The 21,795-nt window shown below is 69.5% G+C and carries 21 protein-coding genes and 1 riboswitch; of the genes, 13 read left to right on the forward strand and 8 right to left on the reverse strand.

The window, feature by feature from the left end; translation table 11 throughout:
• Positions 1–366 precede the first annotated feature (366 nt).
• The 5 genes from AB0I38_RS16465 (at position 367) to AB0I38_RS16485 (ending at position 6,076) form a co-directional block, all read left to right on the forward strand.
• Positions 367–1,998 (forward strand): peptide ABC transporter substrate-binding protein, encoded by a 1,632-nt coding sequence (locus AB0I38_RS16465; protein ID WP_358467763.1) that lies wholly within the window; start codon positions 367–369, stop codon positions 1,996–1,998.
• A gap of 124 nt (positions 1,999–2,122) precedes the next feature.
• Positions 2,123–3,067: an ABC transporter permease gene (locus AB0I38_RS16470; protein ID WP_358467766.1), complete on the forward strand. Its 945-nt coding sequence runs from the start codon at positions 2,123–2,125 to the stop codon at positions 3,065–3,067.
• Positions 3,060–4,025 carry an ABC transporter permease gene (locus tag AB0I38_RS16475; RefSeq protein WP_358467769.1) on the forward strand — a complete coding sequence of 322 codons (966 nt, stop codon included), beginning with the start codon at positions 3,060–3,062 and terminating at the stop codon, positions 4,023–4,025. The genes AB0I38_RS16470 and AB0I38_RS16475 overlap by 8 nt, the downstream gene beginning before the upstream one ends.
• Positions 4,026–4,038: 13 nt before the next feature.
• Positions 4,039–5,076, forward strand: a complete 1,038-nt coding sequence (locus AB0I38_RS16480; protein WP_358467772.1) for an ABC transporter ATP-binding protein — start codon at positions 4,039–4,041, stop codon at positions 5,074–5,076.
• Positions 5,060–6,076, forward strand: a complete 1,017-nt coding sequence (locus tag AB0I38_RS16485; RefSeq protein WP_358467775.1) for an ABC transporter ATP-binding protein — start codon at positions 5,060–5,062, stop codon at positions 6,074–6,076. The genes AB0I38_RS16480 and AB0I38_RS16485 overlap by 17 nt, the downstream gene beginning before the upstream one ends.
• 85 nt (positions 6,077–6,161) lie before the next feature.
• Here the strand turns inward: AB0I38_RS16485 and AB0I38_RS16490 are convergent, their stop codons facing one another.
• The 4 genes from AB0I38_RS16490 to AB0I38_RS16505 form a co-directional block, all read right to left on the reverse strand.
• Positions 6,162–7,361 carry a lipid-transfer protein gene (locus AB0I38_RS16490; RefSeq protein WP_358467778.1) on the reverse strand — a complete coding sequence of 400 codons (1,200 nt, stop codon included), beginning with the start codon at positions 7,359–7,361 and terminating at the stop codon, positions 6,162–6,164.
• Positions 7,358–7,762 carry a Zn-ribbon domain-containing OB-fold protein gene (locus AB0I38_RS16495; RefSeq protein WP_358467781.1) on the reverse strand — a complete coding sequence of 135 codons (405 nt, stop codon included), beginning with the start codon at positions 7,760–7,762 and terminating at the stop codon, positions 7,358–7,360. The genes AB0I38_RS16490 and AB0I38_RS16495 overlap by 4 nt, the downstream gene beginning before the upstream one ends.
• A gap of 26 nt (positions 7,763–7,788) precedes the next feature.
• A complete protein-coding gene (locus AB0I38_RS16500; RefSeq protein ID WP_358467784.1) occupies positions 7,789–8,940 on the reverse strand; it encodes a S8 family serine peptidase in 1,152 nt (383 codons plus the stop codon).
• Positions 8,941–9,065: 125 nt separating this feature from the next.
• Entirely contained in the window at positions 9,066–9,872 is an 807-nt protein-coding gene (locus AB0I38_RS16505; protein WP_358467787.1) for an SAM hydrolase/SAM-dependent halogenase family protein, read from the reverse strand.
• A 117-nt stretch (positions 9,873–9,989) separates the two neighbouring features.
• On the opposite strand from AB0I38_RS16505, the gene AB0I38_RS16510 reads away from it, so the two are divergent.
• From AB0I38_RS16510 to AB0I38_RS16520, 3 genes are read left to right on the forward strand one after another with little or no spacing between them, the layout of a single operon-like run.
• Positions 9,990–10,292: a DUF3263 domain-containing protein gene (locus AB0I38_RS16510; protein WP_358467790.1), complete on the forward strand. Its 303-nt coding sequence runs from the start codon at positions 9,990–9,992 to the stop codon at positions 10,290–10,292.
• Between the two features lie 22 nt (positions 10,293–10,314).
• Positions 10,315–11,103: a trehalose-phosphatase gene (otsB, locus tag AB0I38_RS16515; protein ID WP_436838751.1), complete on the forward strand. Its 789-nt coding sequence runs from the start codon at positions 10,315–10,317 to the stop codon at positions 11,101–11,103.
• 34 nt (positions 11,104–11,137) lie between these two features.
• Positions 11,138–11,740 (forward strand): hypothetical protein, encoded by a 603-nt coding sequence (locus tag AB0I38_RS16520; protein ID WP_358467793.1) that lies wholly within the window; start codon positions 11,138–11,140, stop codon positions 11,738–11,740.
• Here AB0I38_RS16520 and AB0I38_RS16525 read toward each other — a convergent pair.
• Both AB0I38_RS16525 and AB0I38_RS16530 read right to left on the reverse strand, forming a co-directional pair.
• Positions 11,718–12,881, reverse strand: a complete 1,164-nt coding sequence (locus tag AB0I38_RS16525) for an MFS transporter (protein ID WP_358467796.1) — start codon at positions 12,879–12,881, stop codon at positions 11,718–11,720. The genes AB0I38_RS16520 and AB0I38_RS16525 overlap by 23 nt on opposite strands.
• A 31-nt stretch (positions 12,882–12,912) precedes the next feature.
• Complete coding sequence (locus AB0I38_RS16530; protein WP_358467798.1) at positions 12,913–14,349, reverse strand: alpha,alpha-trehalose-phosphate synthase (UDP-forming); 1,437 nt, start codon at positions 14,347–14,349, stop codon at positions 12,913–12,915.
• A gap of 31 nt (positions 14,350–14,380) precedes the next feature.
• Between AB0I38_RS16530 and AB0I38_RS16535 the strand changes: the two genes are divergently transcribed.
• The 5 genes from AB0I38_RS16535 (at position 14,381) to groL (ending at position 19,105) form a co-directional block, all read left to right on the forward strand.
• Positions 14,381–14,935, forward strand: a complete 555-nt coding sequence (locus AB0I38_RS16535) for an RNA polymerase sigma factor (RefSeq protein WP_358467801.1) — start codon at positions 14,381–14,383, stop codon at positions 14,933–14,935.
• A gap of 79 nt (positions 14,936–15,014) precedes the next feature.
• Positions 15,015–15,155, forward strand: a riboswitch (SAM riboswitch).
• 13 nt (positions 15,156–15,168) lie between these two features.
• Positions 15,169–16,401, forward strand: coding sequence for a threonine synthase (thrC, locus tag AB0I38_RS16540; protein WP_358467804.1), 1,233 nt, complete (start codon positions 15,169–15,171; stop codon positions 16,399–16,401).
• A gap of 24 nt (positions 16,402–16,425) precedes the next feature.
• The gene (locus AB0I38_RS16545; protein ID WP_358467807.1) at positions 16,426–16,701 is read left to right on the forward strand and encodes a MoaD/ThiS family protein; all 276 of its coding nucleotides are present in this window, start codon (positions 16,426–16,428) and stop codon (positions 16,699–16,701) included.
• A 240-nt stretch (positions 16,702–16,941) separates the two neighbouring features.
• The gene (locus AB0I38_RS16550; protein WP_173525743.1) at positions 16,942–17,142 is read left to right on the forward strand and encodes a cold-shock protein; all 201 of its coding nucleotides are present in this window, start codon (positions 16,942–16,944) and stop codon (positions 17,140–17,142) included.
• Positions 17,143–17,479: 337 nt separating this feature from the next.
• On the forward strand, positions 17,480–19,105 hold the full coding sequence (gene groL, locus AB0I38_RS16555; RefSeq protein ID WP_358467810.1) for a chaperonin GroEL: 1,626 nt from the start codon (positions 17,480–17,482) through the stop codon (positions 19,103–19,105).
• Positions 19,106–19,177: 72 nt separating this feature from the next.
• Here the strand turns inward: groL and AB0I38_RS16560 are convergent, their stop codons facing one another.
• Together AB0I38_RS16560 and AB0I38_RS16565 are read right to left on the reverse strand one after the other, a co-directional pair.
• Entirely contained in the window at positions 19,178–19,708 is a 531-nt protein-coding gene (locus tag AB0I38_RS16560; RefSeq protein WP_358467812.1) for a YbhB/YbcL family Raf kinase inhibitor-like protein, read from the reverse strand.
• 56 nt (positions 19,709–19,764) lie between these two features.
• Positions 19,765–21,777 carry a HelD family protein gene (locus AB0I38_RS16565; RefSeq protein ID WP_358467815.1) on the reverse strand — a complete coding sequence of 671 codons (2,013 nt, stop codon included), beginning with the start codon at positions 21,775–21,777 and terminating at the stop codon, positions 19,765–19,767.
• Between the last annotated feature and the right edge of the window lie 18 nt (positions 21,778–21,795).

The following is a 21,795-nucleotide window of genomic DNA, read 5'->3' on the forward strand; positions in this document are numbered from 1 at the left end:
CTTGCACAACGGTAGCCCAGCCACCCACCGGATGAGGGGCAAGGCGCGAGCAGTCTCAGCTAGAAGGTATTTTTGCTCGTGGTTCACGTCCGAGACTGTGCCCTTCTGACGGTTTTGCGAAACTACGGACCGTTTGTGACTAATGACTGTGACGTTAGGTAGGCGCACGTGTGACCGAACTGCAATGCGCCAGAGACTCGCTGGTAGCACGTAGTGAGGGATAGTCGCGATCGACTGGCAGGGCGTCGGCTGGTTTGACCATGTCAGCCAAACTCGGGGGGCTTACAAGGAAATCCCCCGTCAGGCTGCTCACGATCACTGCAGCTCAGCGCTAACGCCCACCTGTAGAGGGAGGATCTTTTTACCATGCGTGTTACTAAGGGCGCACAGATCGTCGCCGGTACCGCGCTGCTCGCCATCGCGGTAGCCGCGTGTGGCGGCGGCGCGTCGACCGGAGACTCCGGGACCAGCGCCGACACGCCGGTCCGGATGGAGCTCGGCGAGCCGCAGAACCTGCTGGTCCCCTCGAACACCACTGAGTCCGAGGGCGCAGAGGTCCTCGCCTCGCTGTTCGAGCCGCTGGTCAACTACGACGAGAACAAGGAAGTCGTCGAGGCCGCTGCCGAGTCCATCACCACCGAGGACAACAAGGTCTGGACGATCAAGCTCAAGCCGGGCTACACCTGGCACAACGGTGAGCCCTTGATCGCGCAGAACTACATCGACGCTTGGAACTTCGCGGCCAACCAGGACAACGCTCAGGGCGCCGGTTACTTCTTCGGCCGAGTCGAGGGCCACGCCGACCTCAACCCTGGTGAGGGCAAGCAGGTCACCACCAAGGAGATGAGCGGTCTCAAGGCGGTCGACGACACGACCCTCCAGGTCACCCTGACCGCTCCGTTCTCCCAGTTCCGCACCATGCTGGGCTACACCGCGTTCTACCCGCTGCCCAAGGCCGCCTTCGGCGCCGACGGCAAGGTGACCAACGAGTACGGCGAGAAGCCGATCGGGCAGGGCCTGTTCAAGCTCGACAAGCCGTACAAGAAGGGCACCGACCAGAGCATCGAGCTGTCGGTGTACGACAAGTACCCGGCCAAGAAGCCGAACGGCTGGACGAAGCTCCAGTTCAAGCTCTACAACAGCGCTGAGACGGCGTACAACGACCTCCAGGGCGACAACGTCGACATCCAGGACCAGCTGCCCGCCTCGGCGATCGCCAGCGCCAAGACCGCGCTCGGTGACCGCTACACGGACCAGCCTGACGCCGGCATCGGCTACATCGGCTTCCCGCTGCAGTACAACGACGAGTACAAGGACGTCAAGGTCCGCGAGGCCATCTCGATGGCCATCGACCGGAAGACGATCGCCGAGACGGTCTTCGCCGGCACCCGCGCGCCTGCCGACGACTTCATCAACCCGGCCATCGCGGGCTACCGCCAGGGCGCCTGCGCCGCCTGCACCTACGACCCGGGCAAGGCCAAGGAGCAGTACGCCGCGGCCAAGGGTCCGGCCAAGCTGGAGCTCGGCTACAACGCCGACGGTGGCCACAAGGAGTGGATCGAGGCCGTCGCCAACAACCTCCGCGCCAACCTTGGCGTCGAGGTGGGGGTCAAGCCGTTCGAGAAGTTCGCCAACATCCTGGACGACCTCGACGCCAAGAAGTACAAGGGCATGTTCCGCATGGGGTGGGCCATCGACTACCCCTCGCCCGAGAACTACCTGACGCCGATCTTCTCCACGGGCGCCATCACCACGGGCTCCAACTACGCCGGCTACTCCAACAAGGAGTTCGACGAGGCGGTCGCCAAGGGTGACCAGGCGCCGACCCCTGAGGAAGGGCTCAAGCTCTACCAGCAGGCGGACGACATCCTGATCAAGGACCTCCCGTACATCCCGGTGTACTTCTACCGGAACAACTCCGGGCACTCCACCAAGGTCAAGAACGTCAAGATCAACCTGCTCAACCAGGTTGAGTGGGCTGACGTCGAGAAGGCCTGACGTATTTTCCGGGGGTGGGCGGCACCGTCGCCCACCCCTTGAGAGCCAGCCGTGAAGGCAGTCGCTTGGGCCGTGCAACCCGAGGCCCCCAGGGGCTGCCTTCTGGCGTGTACGGGAGGCTTGTATGGGCCGTTACATCATCCGGCGCCTGATCCAGGCGATACCAGTCCTGCTGGGCGCCACCCTGTTCATCTTCGCCATCGTGTTCGCGCTACCCGGAGACCCCGTCGCGGCACTGGCCGGCGAGAAGCGGCAGGATCCGGCGATCGTCGCGATCATCCGCGACCAGTATCACCTCAACGATCCGCTGCTCCTGCAGTACTGGCACTACATCAGCGGCCTCCTGTTCGAGGGCGACCTCGGCAAGACGTTCGCCGGTGTCCCCGTCTCCCAGTTGCTGGCGGGCAAGCTCCAGGTCACACTGAACCTGGCCCTTGTCGCGCTGGTCATGGAGGCGGTCATCGGTGTCATGCTGGGTCTGTGGGCGGCGCTGCGCCGCGGCCGGGCCACCGACACCGGGATCCTGGCCTCGACGCTGCTGCTCATCTCGGTCCCGACGCTGGTCACCGGTTTCGTCCTGCAGCTGTGGCTGGGGGTCTGGCTGAAGCAGGTCACGGGCACCGAGATCTTCCCGATCGCGGGAGCCACCCAGGGGCTGAAGTCCTATCTGCTGCCCGGTTTCGTGCTGGCGGGCACGTCGATCGCCTATCTCACCCGGCTCACTCGAACGAGCCTGGTCGAGACGCTGAGATCCGACTACATCCGGACGGCCACGGCCAAGGGCCTGTCCAGACGAAGAGTCATCGGCAGGCACGGGTTGCGCAACGCGTTGATCCCGCTGGTCACCTATCTGGGAGCCGACCTGGGTGCCCTCATGGGAGGCGCGGTGATCACTGAGACGATCTTCAACCTGCCCGGCATCGGCAACCAGCTCTATCAAGGCGTTTACCTGCGTGAGCAACCGATCGTCGTAGGTATCGTGACCATCCTGGTGTTGGTGTACATCCTGGCGAACCTGATCGTCGACATGCTGTACGCCGTGCTCGACCCGAGGATCCGCTATGAGTGACACCCCACAGGTCCAACCTGTGCCCCAGGAGACCAGGACACTGACCACGGATCCGGTCGCGGCGACCCCGCCGCCGGTGAAGCGCCCGAAGGAGGCCAAGCCGGCCAGCCTGTGGGGCGACGCCTGGCACGATCTGCGCCGTAGGCCGATGTTCATCATCTCGCTGGCGCTCATCGGGATCCTGCTGGTCATGTCGTTCTGGCCGTCGCTGTTCTCCTCGATCGACCCGTTCTCGGCGAGGACCTGCGAGCTGTCCACCGCCCGGCAGGGGCCCAGCGCGGGTCACCTGTTCGGCCGGGACAACCAGGGCTGTGACGTCTACGCCAGGACGATCTACGGCGCCCGCAACTCGATCGTGATCGGTGTCACCACGACGGTCATCACCGCCCTGGTGGGCGGCCTGCTGGGTCTCATCGCGGGCACCCGCGGCGGCGTGGTCGACACGGTCACCTCGCGGATCACCGAGATCTTCTTCGCCATCCCCTCCATTCTGGGCGCGCTGCTCATCACGGCCACCTTCCGGGATCAGAACCTCGGCATCTGGATCGTGGTGATCGCGCTGTCGATCCTGGCCTGGCCGATGACGTTCCGCATCATGAGAGCCGCGGTCATCACGGCCAGAAGCCAGGACTTCGTGCTCGCGGCGCGCGCTCTGGGAGCCAGTCAGAGCCGCATCATGTTCCGGCACCTGCTGCCGAACGCGGTCGCTCCGGTGATCGTCGTCGCCACGATCAATCTCGGTGGCTTCATCGCGGCCGAGGCGGCGCTGTCCTTCCTGGGAGTCGGTGTCCAGTCGCCGGACATCTCCTGGGGACTGATGATCGCCGATGCGCGCAACCGGTTCCTCGAGGCGCCGCTGCCGCTGGTGTTCCCCGCGGTGTTCCTGAGCATCACCGTGCTCGCGTTCATCATGATGGGCGACGCCGTCCGTGACGCGCTCGACCCGAAGCTCAGGTAGGAGGGGGGATCAGATGAGAAAGAGGTCACCGGACGTGTTGCCCGCCGAGGGAGGGCTGGGCGACGCACCGCTGCTGGCTCTGGACGACCTGCACGTGGAGTTCGGCACGCGGGCGGGCGTCGTGCGCGCCGTCAACGGGGTGAGCTACACGCTCCGCCCCGGTGAGACCCTCGCGGTGCTGGGCGAGTCGGGATCCGGCAAATCCGTGACCGCTCAGGCGATCATGGGCATTCTGGACATGCCGCCCGCTCGGATCCCCAAGGGGGAGATCCGGTTCCGCGGCACCGACCTGCTCAAGCTGTCCGAGGAGGCGCGCACCCAGGTACGTGGCCAGCGGATCGCGATGGTCTTCCAGGACGCGCTCTCCGCGCTCAACCCGGTGTTCACCGTGGGCTGGCAGATCAGCGAGATGTTCCGGGTGCACCGCGGGATGTCCAAGCGCGACGGCATGAAGAAGGCCGTCGAGCTGATGGACAAGGTCCGCATCCCGGCCGCCAGGCAGCGCCTCAACGACTATCCGCACCAGTTCTCCGGGGGCATGCGCCAGCGCATCATGATCGCCATGGCGATCGCGCTGGACCCCGAGGTGCTGATCGCCGACGAGCCGACCACCGCGCTCGACGTGACGGTGCAGGCCCAGATCATGGAGCTGCTCGCCGAGCTGCAGCGCGAGAGCAACATGGGCATGATCCTGATCACGCACGACCTCGGCGTGGTGGCCGACGTCGCCGACAAGATCGCGGTCATGTACGGCGGGCGCATCGTGGAGAACGCGCTCGTGCACGACATCTACAAGGCGCCTGCCCACCCCTACACCAAGGGCCTGCTGGAGTCGATTCCCCGGGTCGACCTCAAGGGCCAGGACCTGTACGCGATCAAGGGCCTGCCGCCCAACCTGCTCGACATGCCGCCCGGCTGCGCCTTCCACCCGCGGTGCCCCTACCGCCAGGACAACTGCGTGACCGACGTCCCCCCGCTCTACGAGATCAGCGGCACTCGCAACAGCGCCTGCCACTACTGGAGGGAGGTCCTCGATGGCGACAACAGGTGAGCGCATCCTCGAGGTCCGCGATCTGGTCAAGCACTTCCCCCTGACCCAGGGCATCGTGTTGAAGCGCCAGATCGGCGCGATCAAGGCGGTGGACGGCGTCTCGTTCGACCTCGACAGGGGTGAGACGCTGGGCATCGTGGGCGAGTCGGGCTGTGGCAAGTCCACGCTGGCCAAGGTGCTCATGGCGCTGGAACGCCCGACGTCCGGCTCGGTCACGATCAACGGTCGTGACATCGCCAAGGCCAAGGGCGGCGAGCTCAAGCGGATGCGCCGCAACATCCAGATGGTGATGCAGGACCCCTACACCTCGCTGAACCCCCGGATGACCGTCGGCGACATCGTGGGCGAGCCGTACGACATCCACACCGAGGTCGCGCCCAAGGGTGACCGCCGGCGCAAGGTGCAGGAGCTGCTGGAGGTCGTGGGCCTCAACCCCGACCACATCAACCGCTACCCGCACCAGTTCTCCGGTGGTCAGCGCCAGCGCATCGGCATCGCCCGGGGTCTGGCGCTCCAGCCGGAGATCATCGTCTGCGACGAGCCGGTCTCCGCGCTCGACGTGTCGATCCAGGCGCAGGTCATCAACCTGCTGGAGCGGCTGCAGAACGAGTTCAACCTGGCGTACATCTTCATCGCCCACGACCTGTCGGTGGTGCGCCACATCTCCGACCGGGTCGCGGTGATGTACCTGGGCAAGGTGGTGGAGCTCGGCAAGGACACCGAGATCTACGACAAGCCGGCTCACCCCTACACCCAGGCGCTGCTGTCGGCCGTACCGGTCCCCGACCCCGAAGGCCGCGAGCAGCGCGAGCGGATCATCCTGCAGGGCGACCCGCCCTCGCCGGCCAACCCGCCGTCGGGCTGCCGCTTCCGCACCCGCTGCTGGAAGGCGCAGGAGATCTGCGCCACGGAGGAGCCGTTGCTGCAGATCAGGACCGGCACGCAGCACGAGAGCGCGTGCCACTTCGCCGAATCGCACGACGTGGTCCACGTCGGCTAGCGAGTGATCCGCAGGCCCCCCCGTGATCATCGCGGGGGGCCTGCGCGCGTTCAGCGCGATCTGGCGCGTGCCGGTGCTCAGTCCTTCAGGACTGAGCAGCTGACCGGGTGGCGATGACGGCCGAGCCGTGGCCGAACAGGCCCTGGTTGACGGCCAGCCCGGCCCTCGCGCCCGCGACCTGCCGGGCGCCGGCCTGTCCGCGCAGCTGGCGGGTCAGCTCGCACACCTGGGCGATGGCCTGGGCGGGGATGGCCTCGCCGAACGAGGCCAGCCCGCCGGACGGGTTCACTGGCACGCGCCCGCCCAGCGCGGTGTCGCCCGCGCGCAGCAGCTTGTCCGCCTCGCCCGGCGGGCAGAGCCCGATGTCCTCGACCCAGTCCAGTTCGAGCGCGGTGGACAGGTCGTAGACCTCGGCGAACGACAGGTCCCGGGGGCCGAGGCCCGCCTCCTCGTACGCGGCGTGCGCGATGGCGGCCCGGAACGGCCTTTCGGGCGGGGGCACGGCGGCGCAGGAGTCGGTCGCGAACTCGGGCAGCTCCAGCACCGTGTTGGGGAACGTGGGGGTGACGGTCGACACGGCGGCCAGGCGTACCGGATCGGTGACGCCGAGCCGGCGGGCGTAGGCGCCGGAGGCCAGCACCAGAGCGGCGCCTCCGTCGGAGGTGGCGCAGATGTCCATGAGGCGCAGTGGGTCGGCCACCATCGGGGAGGCCAGCACCTCCTCGGCGGAGACGGGCTTGCGGTAGCGGGCCATCGGGTTCAGCGAGCCGGCCAGCGAGTTCTTGACCTTCACGGCGGCGAAGTCGTCGGCGGTCGAGCCGTACAGTGCCATCCGTCTACGCGCATAAAGGCCGAAATATCCAGGATTTGTGGCGCCGAGCAGCCGGAACCGGAGCCAGTCCGGATCGTCCGGCCGGTCACCACCGACCGGTTTGAAGAAGCCCTTGGGCGTGGAGTCCGCGCCCACCACCAGCGCGACGTCGCACAGCCCCGCGAGGATCCGGGTCCGCGCGATGTCGATCGCCTGCGCTCCGGACGCGCAGGCCGCGTAGCACGAGGCGATCCGGGCGCCCGACCAGCCGAGCGCCCGCGCGTAGGTGGCGCCGGCCACGAAGCCCGGGTAGCCGTTCCTGATCGTGTCGGCGCCCACCAGGAACTGGACGTCGCTCCAGGCGACCCCGGCGTCGGCGAGCGCCTCGCGGGCCGCCGCGACACCGTACTCGGCGAACGGCCGGCCCCACTTCCCCCAGGGGTGCATGCCGGTGCCCAGCACGACCACGCTCACGAGACCCGCCCCCACATCCACACCAGCGGGCCGTCGGCCAGCGCCCCGTGGGTCAGCTCGACCTCCATGCCCACCTCAAGGTCGTCGACCGTGAGGTCCTTGACCTGCCCGAGCACCACGATGCCCTCCTCGGCCAGCTCCACGGCGGCCAGCGTGACCGGTCTGTACGGCTGCGCCGCCACGAACGGCGCGGGAGGCGGGTAGCAGGCGTTGGTGTAGGACCAGATCCGCCCTTTCCTGGACAGCCTGGTCTCCGCCATGGACTCGCTCTCGCACCGCGGACTGGGGCAGAACCCGTGGCGGGGCGGGAACGCGACCGTGCCGCAGGCGGCGCACCTGGTGCCGATCAGGCAGGCGCCGTTTTCGTCGATGGTGAACCAGCCGTCGATCGCCAGCGTCATACGCACGAGTATCACACAAGCGCTTGCTAGGTAGAACGTCTACCGCGGCGGCCCTGCCGGACGATCAGCCGCGCGGACATCCCCGCCGACAGCAGCACCAGGCCGAGGACCACCGGAGTCCTGGCCGGCGGCGACCCGGCCGGACGTCCGGCCGGGCGGGTCGCGGGCCGGGCCGGCGCCGTGGACGCGCCCGCCAGCAGTTCCGCCCGGCGCAGCGCGAGCAGCGCGTTGGCCACGCCGTGCCCGTAGGAGGAGTCATGGCCGGTGGCGGGCCGTCTGGTGGTGCCCAGCTCGATCGCCCGGCGCACGAGAAGCGGCGGCAGCTCGGGGTGCGCCGCCCTGATCAGCGCGGCGATGCCGGCCACCATGGCCGCCGCCGAGCTGGTGCCGTCGCCGGCCAGGTAGGAGCCGCGGCCGTCGGCGCTGACGATGCCGGTGCCGGGCGCGACGACGCTGAGGTAGCCCTGGCGGTTGGAGAACCGGGTCACCCTGAGCCGCCTGTCGACCGCGCCCACCGCGATCACGCCGGGGTAGGCGGCGGGGAAGTTCTTCCGGTTGGCCGTGTCGCCGTCGTTGCCCGCGGAGGCGACGAGCACGGCGCCCCGGCTGATCGCGTACCGCACCGCCCGCTGCTCGGCCGCCGAGCCCCGCCAGGAGCCGCCGCCCCCGCCGAGGGACATGCTGATCACGTCGGCGCCGTGGTCGGCCGCGTAGCGGATGCCGCGGGCCAGCGCGTCGCGGCCGGCTGAGCGCCGCCGCTCGCGGAGCGGGTCGCCGGCCTCCAGCGTGACCCGGATCGACAGCACCCGCGCCGCGGGCGCGACGCCGATCACCCCCTGCCCGTCGCCGTGGCCGCGGCCCGCGATCAGGGCGGCCATGGCGGTGCCGTGGTGTCCCCGCCATCTCTGGCGGCGGCTCGCGCCGGTCAGGTCGGGGCCGTGGTCCACGGCGCCGGCGAGGTCGGGGTGGCGGCCGTCGACGCCGGTGTCGAGCACGGCGACCAGCACGCCCTGGCCCTTGCTCAGCAGCCAGGCCTGGCGCAGCCGCAGCACGGACAGCTGCCAGCGGTCGGTGGCGGCGAGATCGTCACCCGCGCTCGGCGCCGCGCCGATCACCAGCAAGGTGGCCAGGCAGGCGGTGACGAGTACGGCGGGCACGGCACGGGACAGTTGGGACACGTGGAACCTCGGGGACAGGAGGGGTACGCCCGATCGGGAGATTGTGGCACGTGCCCGACGCGTCAATCCGAAGCTTCGGTAAACAGACCGATACGCGGTGTAATTACCCTTTGATGTCTTTCGTGTCAGTGTGATGGCGCAAGACGGATATGTGCGCCAGGCGGTAGGCCGAGCCGCTGCGCCGCGTCACCCGAGTTGACCGCGAACGCGATCAGCCCCGCCGAGTCGGCGAACGCCACCAGCTCGCCCGGCGGCACCGCCGCGAACGTCTCGCGATAGGGCATCGACAGCTGCCGCCGCCCCAGCCGCACTCCGAGCAGGTCGCCGACTCGCACGCCCAGCATCTCCAGGTCGCCGGCGGTGATCGACAGCTGCGTGTTGCCGTAGCGGTCGACCGAGACCACCTCGCCCTCGACCGCCCCCTCGCGCAGCACCGAGGTCGGCTCGGGCAGCGAGACCAGCCTGGACGCCGGCAGCTCCGGACCGAGCTCGGCCGGATCGAGCCCGGAGCACAGCCGCCCGGCTACCGGAGAGTAGACGTCGCGCCCGTGGAAGGTCGGCGAGACGGGTCTCAGGAAGTGCTCCTCGTTGCTGATCACGTAAGCCGCCCGCACCCCGCCGCTGGCGTGGACCGCCCACGAGAGCAACCCGTTGTCGGGGCCGATGAACACCCGGCCGCCGGCCTCGACGGCGACCGCTCGCCTGGCCCCGCCCGCCCCCGGATCGACCGCGCCGATGTGCACGCCCTTGGGCAGGTAGGGGATCGTCTGGGCCAGGATCGCGGCGCCTCGGCGTACGTCACCCGAGGGGACGACGTGGCACACGTCGATCACCCGGACGTCGGGAGCGATGCCCGCGATCACGCCATGACATGCGGCGACGTAGCCGTCTTCGATCCCGTAGTCGGTGAGAAGTGTGATGACAGAGGTCACACTTGGTGACTGTACGTCTCGCGATCCGCCGTGAACAGCCGGACTCGGCACATTACGATGGCGACGGGCCGCATGCGCGCGATGTGATCGTCGTGCGCATCCTTCCGAGGAGGAACCATGGACACTGCACCGGCCGGCGGTGACAGTGCTGCCCACGACCCGTCGCATCACCCCCTCACCGACCGCGATCTCGAGCTCCTCGCCTTCGAACGCCAGTGGTGGCGTTACGCGGGCGCGAAGGAGCAGGCCATCAAGGAGGCCTTCGGGTTCTCCGCCACTCGCTACTACCAGTTGCTGGGCGAATTGATCGACAAGCCGGAGGCCCTCGAACGGGATCCGATGCTGGTCAAGCGGCTACGCAGGCTGCGCGCCACCCGTCAGCGCGACCGAGCCGCCCGTCGTCTCGGCATGCGTCCCTGATCGGCTGGGTACCCCCAGCCGCGTGAGGAACATCCCTGGAATCCAAGCGATCCTGACAGACCCGGCCGGCGCCGTGATCGGGCTCGACTTCGACGGCACCTTGTCGCCGATCGTGTCCGATCCCGCGTCCGCCGGCATCCATCCCGAGGCGCCCGGCGTCCTGGCCACGCTGGGCGCGCACGTCGGAGCGGTGGCCATCCTGACCGGGCGGCCCGCGGCCACCGTGCTGGAGCTCGGGCCCGGGCTGATCGACGTGCCGGGGCTGGTCGTGCTGGGCCACTACGGGTTCGAGCGGTGGGAGGGCGGCAGGATCTCCGCGCCGCCGCCACCACCTGGGGTACCCCAGGTCAAGGCGGAGCTGCCGCTGCTGCTCGACTCGCTCGGCGCGTCCGGCGCGCTGATCGAGGACAAGGGCCGGGCCGTGGCCGTGCACACCAGGCGCGCCCCCGACCCCGAGGCCCTGCTGGCCGCGCTGCGCGAGCCGCTGACCAAGCTGGCCGAGAAGCACGGGCTGGTCGTCGAGCCCGGCCGTTTCGTGCTGGAGCTCAGGCCGGCGGGCATGGACAAGGGGCACGCGCTCAGCCTGTTCCTGGCCGAACGGGACGCCCGGTCCGTCATGTTCGTCGGCGACGACCTCGGCGACCTGGCCGCCTTCGACGCGGTGAAGGCGTCGGGGCTGCCGGGCGTGACCGTGTGCAGTGGTTCCGCCGAGGTGACCGCGCTGGCCGACCGCGCCGACATCGTGGTCGACGGTCCCGACGGGGTCGTGGCGCTGCTCGGGGAGCTGGCCGCGGCTGTCAGTCGTTCGTGATCAGGTTGCAAGTGGTCCGCACTACGGTCGCGGCATGAAGAAGACCACCCTCGCCGCCGCGGCTCTGGCCGCGGCGGCCGTTCTCGTGGCGCCCGCCTCCGCCTCCGCCACCACCACCGCCACCGCCACCACCGCCGGCTCCGCCACCCGGCCGCTCGAACTGCGCAACGGCCTCACGCTCAACCTGCCGTCCGGCTGGAAGGTGTCCGGCAAGGGCGACTGGATCCAGGTCGTCACCGGGGCCTGCGCCAATCCCCGAGGCGGATACGGGCATTCCGAATGCGACAGTTTCTCCATCCTCGGTCCCGATGCCATCAAGATCGGCAATGAGGTGTTCAACCCCTACACCGCCAAGCGGCCCTTCTACCCGGCGACCGACGTGCAGCCCTGCCCGCACAACCGCAAGTGGGGACAGGTGCTCGGCGGCGCGGCGGTGAAGGGCCTGCGCCAGGTCGGCCCCGGTCACAAGGCGCACTACCGCGAGTGGAAGGCGAAATGCATCTCCTACTCGGGCGGCACGGTGAAGTCGAGGTACGTCCAGCGCGAGTGGTACCTGCCGCAGAGCAAGATCCTCATCGTCGACCGGTGGAACACTCCGGGCCTGCCCGGCGTGCTCAAACGCGCGGTCTGGCGGTGATCACGCCGCCGATGGCCAGCCCGATGACCACCGGCACCAGCAGGAACGCGTAGCGGGTGCCGAAGCCGTCGGCCAGCGCGCCGAGCGCCAGCGGGCCGACGGCCATCGCGGCCCCGGCGCAGATGGGAGCGACGGCCGAGGCTCGGTCGGGATGGCCGCCGGAGTGGGTGATCAGCTCGGCCAGGGCCAGCGGGAAGTGCAGCGCGACGCCGAGCCCGGTGATCGCCAGCCCGGCGTAGCCGAGCAGCGGCGACGAGCTCAGCCAGAAGATCAGCCAGCCCGCCCCGGCCAGCAGCAGCGCTCCGACGAACAACCGGTCGGGCGGCAGCCGCAGGGCCAGCCGGCCGCCGGTGAAGCGGCCCGCCGCCATGCCCGCGGTGAACGCCGTCAGGCCGGTGGCCGCCGCCGCCACGCTCAGCCCGGTGTTGCCCGCGAACAGGGCGGCGGCCCACAGGTTGAAGCAGAACTCCAGCGCCACGCAGCAGAACAGCACGCCGCCCGCCAGGTAGAAGCGCCACCCGGGGCGCGGGAGGCCGGAGGCGGCGGCCGTGGCGGTCCCGGCCCGGCGCTCTCCGGGGATCCAGATCCGGCCCATGACCAACGCCAGCGCCACGGTCAGCAGCGGGGTGAGCAGCAGCGTGGCCCGCCAGCCGAGCACCGTCCCCGCCACCACGCTGAGCAGGAACGACATCGCGATGCCGAACACCACGGCGACCCCGTTGGCCTCGCTGATCGCGGCCGGTCCGGCGGGACCGTGGTGGTCGCTCAGCGCCGCCATCGAGGAGTAGAGCGCGGCCGAGCCGAACGCCCCGGCCAGGCCGTAGCCGAGCAGGGTGGCGGGCAGGACGGGGACGAGCATGACGAGGACGACGCCCGCGTTCATGCCGGCCAGGCCGCCCCAGGTGACGGCTCGCCTGCCGTACCTGCGAGAGAGGGCGGGCAGCGAGAGCCCGGCCAGGATGGTGCCCGCGGCCATGGCGGTGCCGTGCAGGCCGGCGACGGCGTTGGACAACTGCTGGTCCTGGCGCAGCAGCGGGAGGGCGGCGCTGAGGCCGTACAGGAAGGTCGCGAACGTGCCGAGCTGGAGGTAGATCAGCCAGGTGGGGGCATCGCGGGTGAGCCGGACTTCGGAGGTCGACATCCGTCCGGCTCCTATCGGAAAAAAGGGTAATTTATCCCAAATCGTAGTTCAGGGCGTCGAGTTGGGCCGCCAGCCACTTCTGCGGGGGCAGCGCGGTGGCGGCGGCCGCCAGCCTGTCACGGCGCCGCCGGCGCTCCTCCACCGGCATGACCAGCGCCTCGTGCAGGGCCGCGGCCGTGCCGCTGACGTCGTAGGGATTGACCAGCAGCGCGTCGTCGCCCAGCTCGGCCGCCGCCCCCGCCTCGCGGGACAGCACCAGCGCGGCGGTGGGGGACAGGATCGGGCCCTCCTTGGCCACCAGGTTCATGCCGTCGCGGATCGGGTTGACCAGCAGCACGTCGGCCATCCGGTAGGCGGCCAGCGAGCGCGGGTAGTCGTCGTTGACGTTGAGGATGAGCGGGTCCCAGTCCTCGGTGGCGTACTCGTCCTCGATCTCCTGGGCGCAGCGCTGCACCGACGCGGTGTATTCGCGGTATTCGGGCAGATCGTGCCTGCTCGGGTAGGCGAACGCCAGATGCACCACCCGGCCGTGCCACTCAGGGTGGGCGGCGAGGAACTCGCGGTAGGCGAGCAGGCCGCGCACGATGTTCTTGGACAGCTCGGTGCGGTCGATGCGGACGATCAGCCTGCGGTCGCCGACCTGCTCGCGCAGCGCCGTCATGTGCGACTCGACGTCGGGCTCGCCGGCCCGATCGCGCAGCGCGGCGCCGTCGACGCCCAGGGGGTGGACGCCGATGCGGGTGGTGCGGCCCTCGTGGGTGATCGTCCGGCCGGCCCGGTCGATCTCCGCGCCCAGCAGGAACTGGCAGCAGTCCATGAACGCGCCCGCCCAGCGCTCGGTCAGGAACCCCGCGTGGTCGGCGCCCAGGATGCCCTCCAGGACCTCGCGGGCGACCTCGTCGGGTAGCAGCGAGAAGTATTCGGGCGGCGCCCAGGGGGTGTGGCTGAAGTGGGCGATGCGCAGGTCGGGGCGCTCGGCGCGGAGTATCGCCGGGGTCAGGGTCAGGTGGTAGTCCTGCACCATCACGCGGGCCTCGTGCCCGGCCTCCTCGGCCAGGGCCAGTGCGAACGCGCCGTTGTAGTCGCGGTAGGACTCCCACTCGCGGTGGAACTTGGTGCCGAACCGGGGGGAGTTGGGGATGTCGTAGAGCAGATGGTTGACGAACCAGAGGGTGGAGTTGGCCACGGCGTTGTAGGCGCGGTGGAACGTGGCGGGCGGGATGTCGAGCATCCGCAGCGCGCCCGTTTCGTAGCCGGCCTGGTCGAGCCGCCCGCCCGGGGCCTGCCGGACGGCGCTGCGGTCGCCGTCGGACAGGGCGGCGCACACCCACAGAACACCGACGTCCTTCGTCACCCCGGACAGCCCGGACACCAGGCCACCACCGCCGCGTTTCATGGTCAGAACGCCGTCCTCGGAGACGGTGAACGAGACGGGACCTCTGTTCGAGGCAACCAGGACACTGTTCATATACGCCTCCTCCGACCATAGGATCCCAGCTATGGCGCTTGATGAGCTAACCGAGGACCTGGCCCGCTCCGCCGCTGCCGGAGATCATCGCGCACTCGGCGAGCTCCTGCGCCGGATCGAGCCCGATGTGATGCGCCACTGCTCCCGGATCCTGCCCTACCGTCAGGACGCCGAGGAGGCGTCGCAGGACACCCTGCTCGCCGTGGCGCGCAACATCGGGCGCTTCGAGGGGCGCGCGAGGTTCAGCACGTGGCTGCACATCGTGACCGCCAACTGCGCGCGCACCACCTACCGGTCGCTCAAGCGCAGGGCGGCCGAGCAGAGCTCCGACGAGCTGCCCGTGCAGAAGCCCGACGTACGCCGGGTCAGCGTCATCGCCGGGTCGCGGCTCGACCTGCTCGACGCGATGGAGGCGCTGGAGGCCGACAAGCCCGACCTGGCCCAGGCGCTGGTGCTGCGCGACATCGTGCAGCTCGACTACAGCGAGGTGGCCGAGCATCTCGGCATCCCGCTCGGCACCGCCAAGTCCCGCATCCACCAGGCCCGCAAGTATGTCCAGGCGGCGCTGGGTGACGACTACAGGTGAGACCGCCCGTCTCACCTTTTGAGACATGGGGTCGGCCTGGCCGCCTGGCCAGGTAGAGTCCCTTACAACAACTGCATATTGCTCATCCAGAGGGGTGGAGGGACCGGCCCTGCGAAGCCCCGGCAACCCTCCCGGCTTCGACTCGCGACCTGGCGAGGCCGACCGGGACAGGGTGCCAATTCCGGTCCGCGGTCAGGGTGGCCGCGGGCGAAGATGAGGGAAGGCCTCGCTTCATGTCGCTCGACTTTGGTCCCGCCACTGGTCTGTCCTGCCGCGAGTGCGGTGCCCGCTACCCCCTCGGCCCGAGCTTCGCCTGTCTGGAGTGTTTCGGGCCGCTCGAAGCGGCCTACTCCTTCGGCGCCGTCTCCCGGGCCGACATCGAGGCGGGGCCCGCCAGCATCTGGCGCTACCGCTCGCTGCTCCCCGTCCCCGACGACGTCGCTTCCAAGCCCAACATGAACCCCGGCTGGACCCCGCTGGTCAAGGCCGGCAATCTCGGGCGCGCGCTCGGCATCAAGTCCCTGTACGTCAAGGACGACTCGGCCAACCCCACCCACTCCTTCAAGGACCGGGTGGTCGCCATCGCCGTCGAGGCGGCGCGCAACTTCGGCTTCCACACTCTGTCCTGCTCCTCCACGGGCAACCTGGCGGGCGCGGTCACGGCGGCCGCGGCCAGGGCCGGGCTCGACGCCTGCGTGTTCATCCCCGCGGGCCTGGAGCAGGCCAAGATCGCCATGGCCCGGGTGTTCGGCGGCAAGCTGATCGGCATCGAGGGCAGCTACGACGAGGTCAACCGGTTCTGCTCGGAGCTGATCGGCGACCCGATGGGCGACAAGTGGGGCTTCGTCAACGTCAACCTGCGGCCCTACTACGCCGAAGGCTCCAAGACGCTCGCGTACGAGATCGCCGAGCAGCTCGGCTGGCGGCTGCCCGAGCAGATCGTCATCCCGGTGGCCTCCGGCTCCCAGCTCACGAAGATCGACAAGGGCTTCAAGGAGCTCGTCGCGCTCGGGCTGGTCGAGGACACGCCGTACAAGATCTACGGCGCCCAGGCGCTCGGCTGCTCGCCCGTGTCCGGCGCCTACAAGGCCGGTCATGACGTGGTGCAGCCGGTCAAGCCCGACACCATCGCCAAGTCGCTGGCCATCGGCAACCCCGCCGACGGCCCCTACGTGCTCGACATCGCCCGCCGCACGGGTGGCGCCGTTGAGGACGTCACCGACGCCGAGATCGTCGCGGCGATCAGACTGCTGGCCTCGACCGAGGGCGTCTTCGCCGAGACGGCCGGGGGAGTCACCGTGGGCGTGCTGAAGAAGCTCGTCGAGACCGGGCAGCTCGACCCGGACGCCGAGACCGTGGTGCTCAACACCGGCGACGGGCTGAAGACGCTCGACGCGATCGCCGACGGCGCCGCGCCCACGGCCGTGATCCGGCCCTCTCTCGACGCGTTCCGCGCGACTGTCTGACAATCAGGAAAGGCCAGGTAAACCATGAGTGTTTCTGTGCGAATTCCCACCATTCTGCGCACCTATACCGGAGGCAACGCGGAAGTGAGTGGCGAAGGGGCGACTCTTCGTGACGTCCTTGCGAAGCTTGACTCCGACTATCCGGGGATCGGTGCCCGCATTCTCGATGAATCGGGCAAGATTCGTCGTTTCGTCAACGTTTACGTTGGGGAAGAGGATGTCCGTTTTGCCGAGGGGCTCGACACCGTGGCGCCCGAAGGTGTGCAGATCTCCATCATCCCGGCGGTCGCAGGCGGTTGATCGCCCGTCACGTTCGGAAGGCGCCCCGTTGTGGGCGCCTTCTTTTTTCTAGGCAATTCAATGTTGAACCACTTTGACTCGTACTGAAATGCGTAGTTTAGTGCTTTGACTCTGTTGCCAAACGCTCTCCCACAGGTATGGTCGAGGGCGATCGTCTGGCTGTTTTCCCCATAGTCATGGCGATTGCGGGTCTCGCGGACGAATGGGCGGGATCCGCGAGCCCAGTAAGAGGAGTCGGAAGTGGCGCAGGGCACCGTCAAATGGTTCAACGCGGACAAGGGCTACGGCTTCATCGCGGTAGACGGTGGTAAGGATGTATTCGTCCATTACTCAGCCATCATGATGGACGGCTATCGCTCTCTCGAACAGGGCCAGCGGGTCGAGTTCGAGATCACTCAGGGCCAGAAGGGACCGCAGGCGGAGGCTGTCCGCGCGGTCTGACCGGCTGGCCGGTGCACGGCGGTTCGTGCGGCAGCGCAGTCCGCGCGAACCCGCCACCCGCATGTCGCCGACACCGGTACGGCGGGTCCAGGGGGCCCGCCGTACTGACTGACCTGGGCGGGAATGGCTTCAGCTTGCACTCGGCGGGGTAGAGTGCTAAAAAATCGTTGGCACTCTCAGTTCGTGAGTGCCAACAACTGGATCGGGACGACGGGGTCTGCCGAACGGAGATGTGGGCCCTGGTGCGCAGCCCGCTGATGTGGGCCTGCGCACGTTGCCGTCGCGGGCGTCGGCTCGGTCCACTGCAAGCCACCCTGTATCTGGGAGGTCTAGCCTTATGGCAGCCAAGATGATCGCGTTTGACGAGGACGCCCGGCGCGGTCTCGAGCGCGGTATGAACCAGCTCGCCGACGCCGTCAAGGTGACCCTGGGGCCCAAGGGCCGCAACGTCGTGCTGGAGAAGAAGTGGGGCGCTCCCACGATCACCAACGATGGTGTCTCCATCGCCAAGGAGATCGAGCTCGAGGACCCGTGGGAGAAGATCGGCGCCGAGCTGGTCAAGGAAGTCGCCAAGAAGACCGACGACGTCGCGGGCGACGGCACCACGACCGCCACCGTGCTGGCCCAGGCGCTGGTTCGTGAGGGCCTGCGCAACGTGGCCGCCGGCGCCAACCCGATGTCGCTGAAGAAGGGCATCGAGTCCGCGGTCGAGCGGGTCAGCGAGGAGCTGTCCAAGCTGGCCAAGGACGTGGAGACCAAGGAGCAGATCGCTTCCACCGCCTCCATCTCCGCCGCCGACCCCGAGATCGGGGCGCTCATCGCCGAGGCGATGGACAAGGTCGGCAAGGAAGGCGTCATCACCGTCGAGGAGAGCAACACCTTCGGCCTCGAGCTCGAGCTCACCGAGGGCATGCGCTTCGACAAGGGCATGACGTCGATGTACTTCGTGACCGACTCCGACCGCATGGAGGCGGTGCTCGAGGACCCCTACATCCTCGTCGTCAACTCCAAGATCTCGGCCAACAAGGACCTGCTGCCGCTGCTCGACAAGGTCGTGCAGGCGGGCAAGCCGCTGCTGATCATCGCCGAGGACGTCGACGGTGAGGCCCTGGCGACCCTGGTGGTCAACAAGATCCGCGGCCTGTTCCGCTCCGTGGCCGTCAAGGCTCCGGGCTTCGGTGACCGTCGCAAGGCCATGCTGGGTGACATCGCGATCCTGACCGGTGGTCAGGTCATCGCCGAGGAGATCGGCCTCAAGCTGGAGAGCGCCACGCTCGACCAGCTCGGCCGCGCCCGCAAGGTCGTCGTCACCAAGGACGAGACCACGATCGTCGACGGCGCCGGTGACCCCGACGCCATCGCGGGCCGGGTCAACGAGATCCGCGCCGAGATCGAGCGCACCGACTCCGACTACGACCGCGAGAAGCTCCAGGAGCGGCTGGCCAAGCTGGCCGGCGGCGTGGCCGTCATCAAGGCCGGCGCGGCGACCGAGGTCGAGCTCAAGGAGCGCAAGCACCGCATCGAGGACGCCGTTCGCAACGCGAAGGCGGCCGTCGAGGAGGGCATCGTCCCCGGCGGCGGCGTGGCGCTGCTGCAGGCCGGCGCCAAGGCGTTCGACAAGCTGGAGCTGTCGGGCGACGAGGCCACCGGTGCCGCGATCGTGCGCAAGGCTCTTGAGGAGCCGCTGAAGCAGATCGCCATCAACGCCGGCCTTGAGGGCGGCGTCGTGGTGGAGAAGGTTCGCCACCTCACGCCGGGCGAGGGCCTCAACGCGGCCACCGGCGAATACGTCAACATGTTCGAGGCGGGCATCATCGACCCGGCCAAGGTGACGCGCTCCGCGCTGCAGAACGCCGCTTCCATCGCGGCGCTCTTCCTCACCACCGAGGCCGTCATCGCCGAGAAGCCCGAGAAGAACCCTGCTGCCCCCGCCATGCCCGGCGGCGGCGACATGGACTTCTGAGCCAGCTCGTCCATCACCAGGGCGGCCCGACCACATGGTCCGGTCGCCCTGGTGATTTTCAGGGGATCATCCTCAAACCCCGAAGTGGGGGACGATGAGGCCGCGGGCGAGGGTGTTGGCGGTGATGTTGAAGCCGACGACCGCCGGGCTCGTGTCGCTGTCGACGCCCAGCTTGTCGACGCCCAGGGCGTGGACGGCGAAGACGTAGCGGTGGGGCGTGCCGGGCGGGGGCGCGGCGCCGCCGTACTCCTTGCGGTTGTAGTCGCTGCGGGCGTGCTGCGCGCCCTCGGGCAGGCCCTTGAACTCGGGTCCGGTGCCCGCGCCGGTGGGCAGCTCGGTCACCGAGGCCGGCACGTCGAACAACACCCAGTGCCAGAACCCACTGCCGGTGGGCGCGTCGGGGTCGAAACACGTCACGGCGTAGCCCAGGGTGCCCTCGGGGGCGCCCGACCAGCGGAGGGCGGGCGACAGGTTCTGGCCGGTCATGCCCCAGTCGTTGAAGACGTGGAGATCCCCCAGCCTCTCGCCATCGGTGATGTCGTCGCTCTCGACCACGAGGGCGGGAACCGACGGCAGGTATTCGTACGGAAGCGGTGCGGGCACGGCATCCTCCTTGGGTGAGATCCTCTTCGTCATCCTAAGACCGGCTCCCGGTCCGGCTAGGAGGCCAGGTGGGCCGGCAGCGGCCGGTCGTGCAGGACGGTGAGCGAGGTGACCGCCCGGGTGAGCACCACGTAGAGCCGGGCCAGGCCGCGCGGCTCCGCCTCGACGATGTCGGCCGGCTCCACCACGATCACGTGGTCGTACTCCAGGCCCTTGGCCAGCGTCGCGGGGATGACGAGCAGCCGGTGCTCCTCGGTCGAGTCGGGCCCGAGGACGGCGTGGGGGAGGCCGGTGAGCGCCTCGGACACCCGGCCGGTCATGGCGTCGGGCACGATGACGCCGATCGAGCCCTCGCGGTCGAGCGCCTCGCGGGCCGCCGTGACCACGTCACCGGCCGGCCGTACGGTGAGGGAGCCCGCGCCGGGGCGCAGCGACCGCGGCGGGGCCAGGCCCGGAGCGATCGCGGGGAGCAGGCGGGCGGCGAAGTCGAGCACCTCGCGCGGCACGCGGAAGCCGAGCGTCAGCTCGGTGACCTCGCCCTCGTGCTGGCCGAGGTGCTTGAGCACGGTCTCCCAGGAGCTGGTCGACCAGGGCGTGGTGCCCTGCGCGAGGTCGCCGAGGACGGTCGCCGAGCCGTTGCGGCAGCGGCGGCCGAGCGCGCGCAGCTGCATCTCCGACAGGTCTTGGGCCTCGTCCACGATCAGGTGACCGAGCGAGGGGGTGCGCTCGATCAGGTCGCCGAGCTCGTCGAGCAGCGCGGCGTCGGCCGCCGACCACTTCGCGGACTTCCAGCCCCGGGGCGGCTTCGGCCAGAGCAGCGACCGCTGCTCGTCGGGCGTCAGGTCGTTTCGCGCGGCCTTGGCCAGGAACTCGGGGTCGGACAGCAGGCGGTGGAGCACCTGCTCGGGCGCCAGCTTGGGCCAGACCGCGTCGACGAGCTGCTTGACCGGCTTGGACCTGGCCACGGCGTCCTGCACTCGGTCGTCTGGCGACTCGCCGCGCTGCTCCATGCGGACCAGCACCTGGTGGGCCAGCCGCTGGGCCAGGGCCGCCCGGCCGGGGCCGTAGCGGGTGGTGCCGCGCAGCGAGGCGACGATCTCCCGCACCTCGTGGTCGGCGACGCGGTGGCGGTACGCACCCTTGCTGAACACCAGGCCTTCTTCGGGCTTGACGATGTGCAGCCAGAGCGCGCGGTCGAGGACCGCCGCCATCCGGGCGTCGCCCTTGATCGCCGACACCGTGGGGTCCTCCGGCGCGGCGTGCTCGCCGAGCAGGCCCGGGACCGTCGTCTGGTCGACCTTGACCTCGCCCAGCGCGGGGAGCACGGAGGAGATGTACGACAGGAAGGCGCGGTTGGGGCCGACGATCATCACGCCCGACCTGGCCAGCCGCTCGCGGTGGGTGAAGAGGAGGTAGGCGGCCCGGTGCAGCCCGACGGCGGTCTTGCCGGTGCCGGGTGCGCCCTGCACGCACACGGTCTGGGCCAGGCCGGCGCGGACGATCTCGTCCTGGTCGGGCTGGATGGTGGCCACGATGTCGCGCATCGGGCCGGTGCGCGGGCGTTCGATCTCCTCGGTGAGAATCCGGGACGGGCCGATCTCGCCGCCCTCGGCCAGCGGCTCGTCCTCGAACGCGGTCAGCCGGCCGCCGTGGTAGCCGAACCGGCGCCGTCGTACGACGTCCATCGGCTGGGCGGGGCTGGCCTGGTAGAAGGCCCGGGACACCGGGGCGCGCCAGTCGATGACCAGCGGGCGGCTGGTGCCGTCGTGCACGTGGCGGCGGCCGACGTAGATGGTGCCCGGCAGGTCGTCGTCGGCGGAGCGGTCGAGGCGGCCGAAGAACAGCGGCGTGTCGGGGTGGTCGGCCAGGGCGGCCACCCTCTGGTCCAGCAGCGACTGGAGGATCTGCTGCGAGACCCAGTCGCCGGCCGCGTCGGCCGACAGCGACTGGGCGTGCGCGCGCATCGCCCGCAGCGCGGCTCTGGACTCGGCCAGGTGCGCCTGCTCGGCGGCGAGCACCACGGAGGGTAGGTCGGAGGGTATGTCAGGTGCCAACTGGTGTGCGGGCATGCGGAAAGGCCTCCCAGG

Origin of the sequence: Nonomuraea cavernae (assembly GCF_040655715.1) — a bacterium.
Classification (GTDB): Bacteria; Actinomycetota; Actinomycetes; order Streptosporangiales; family Streptosporangiaceae; genus Nonomuraea; species Nonomuraea cavernae_A.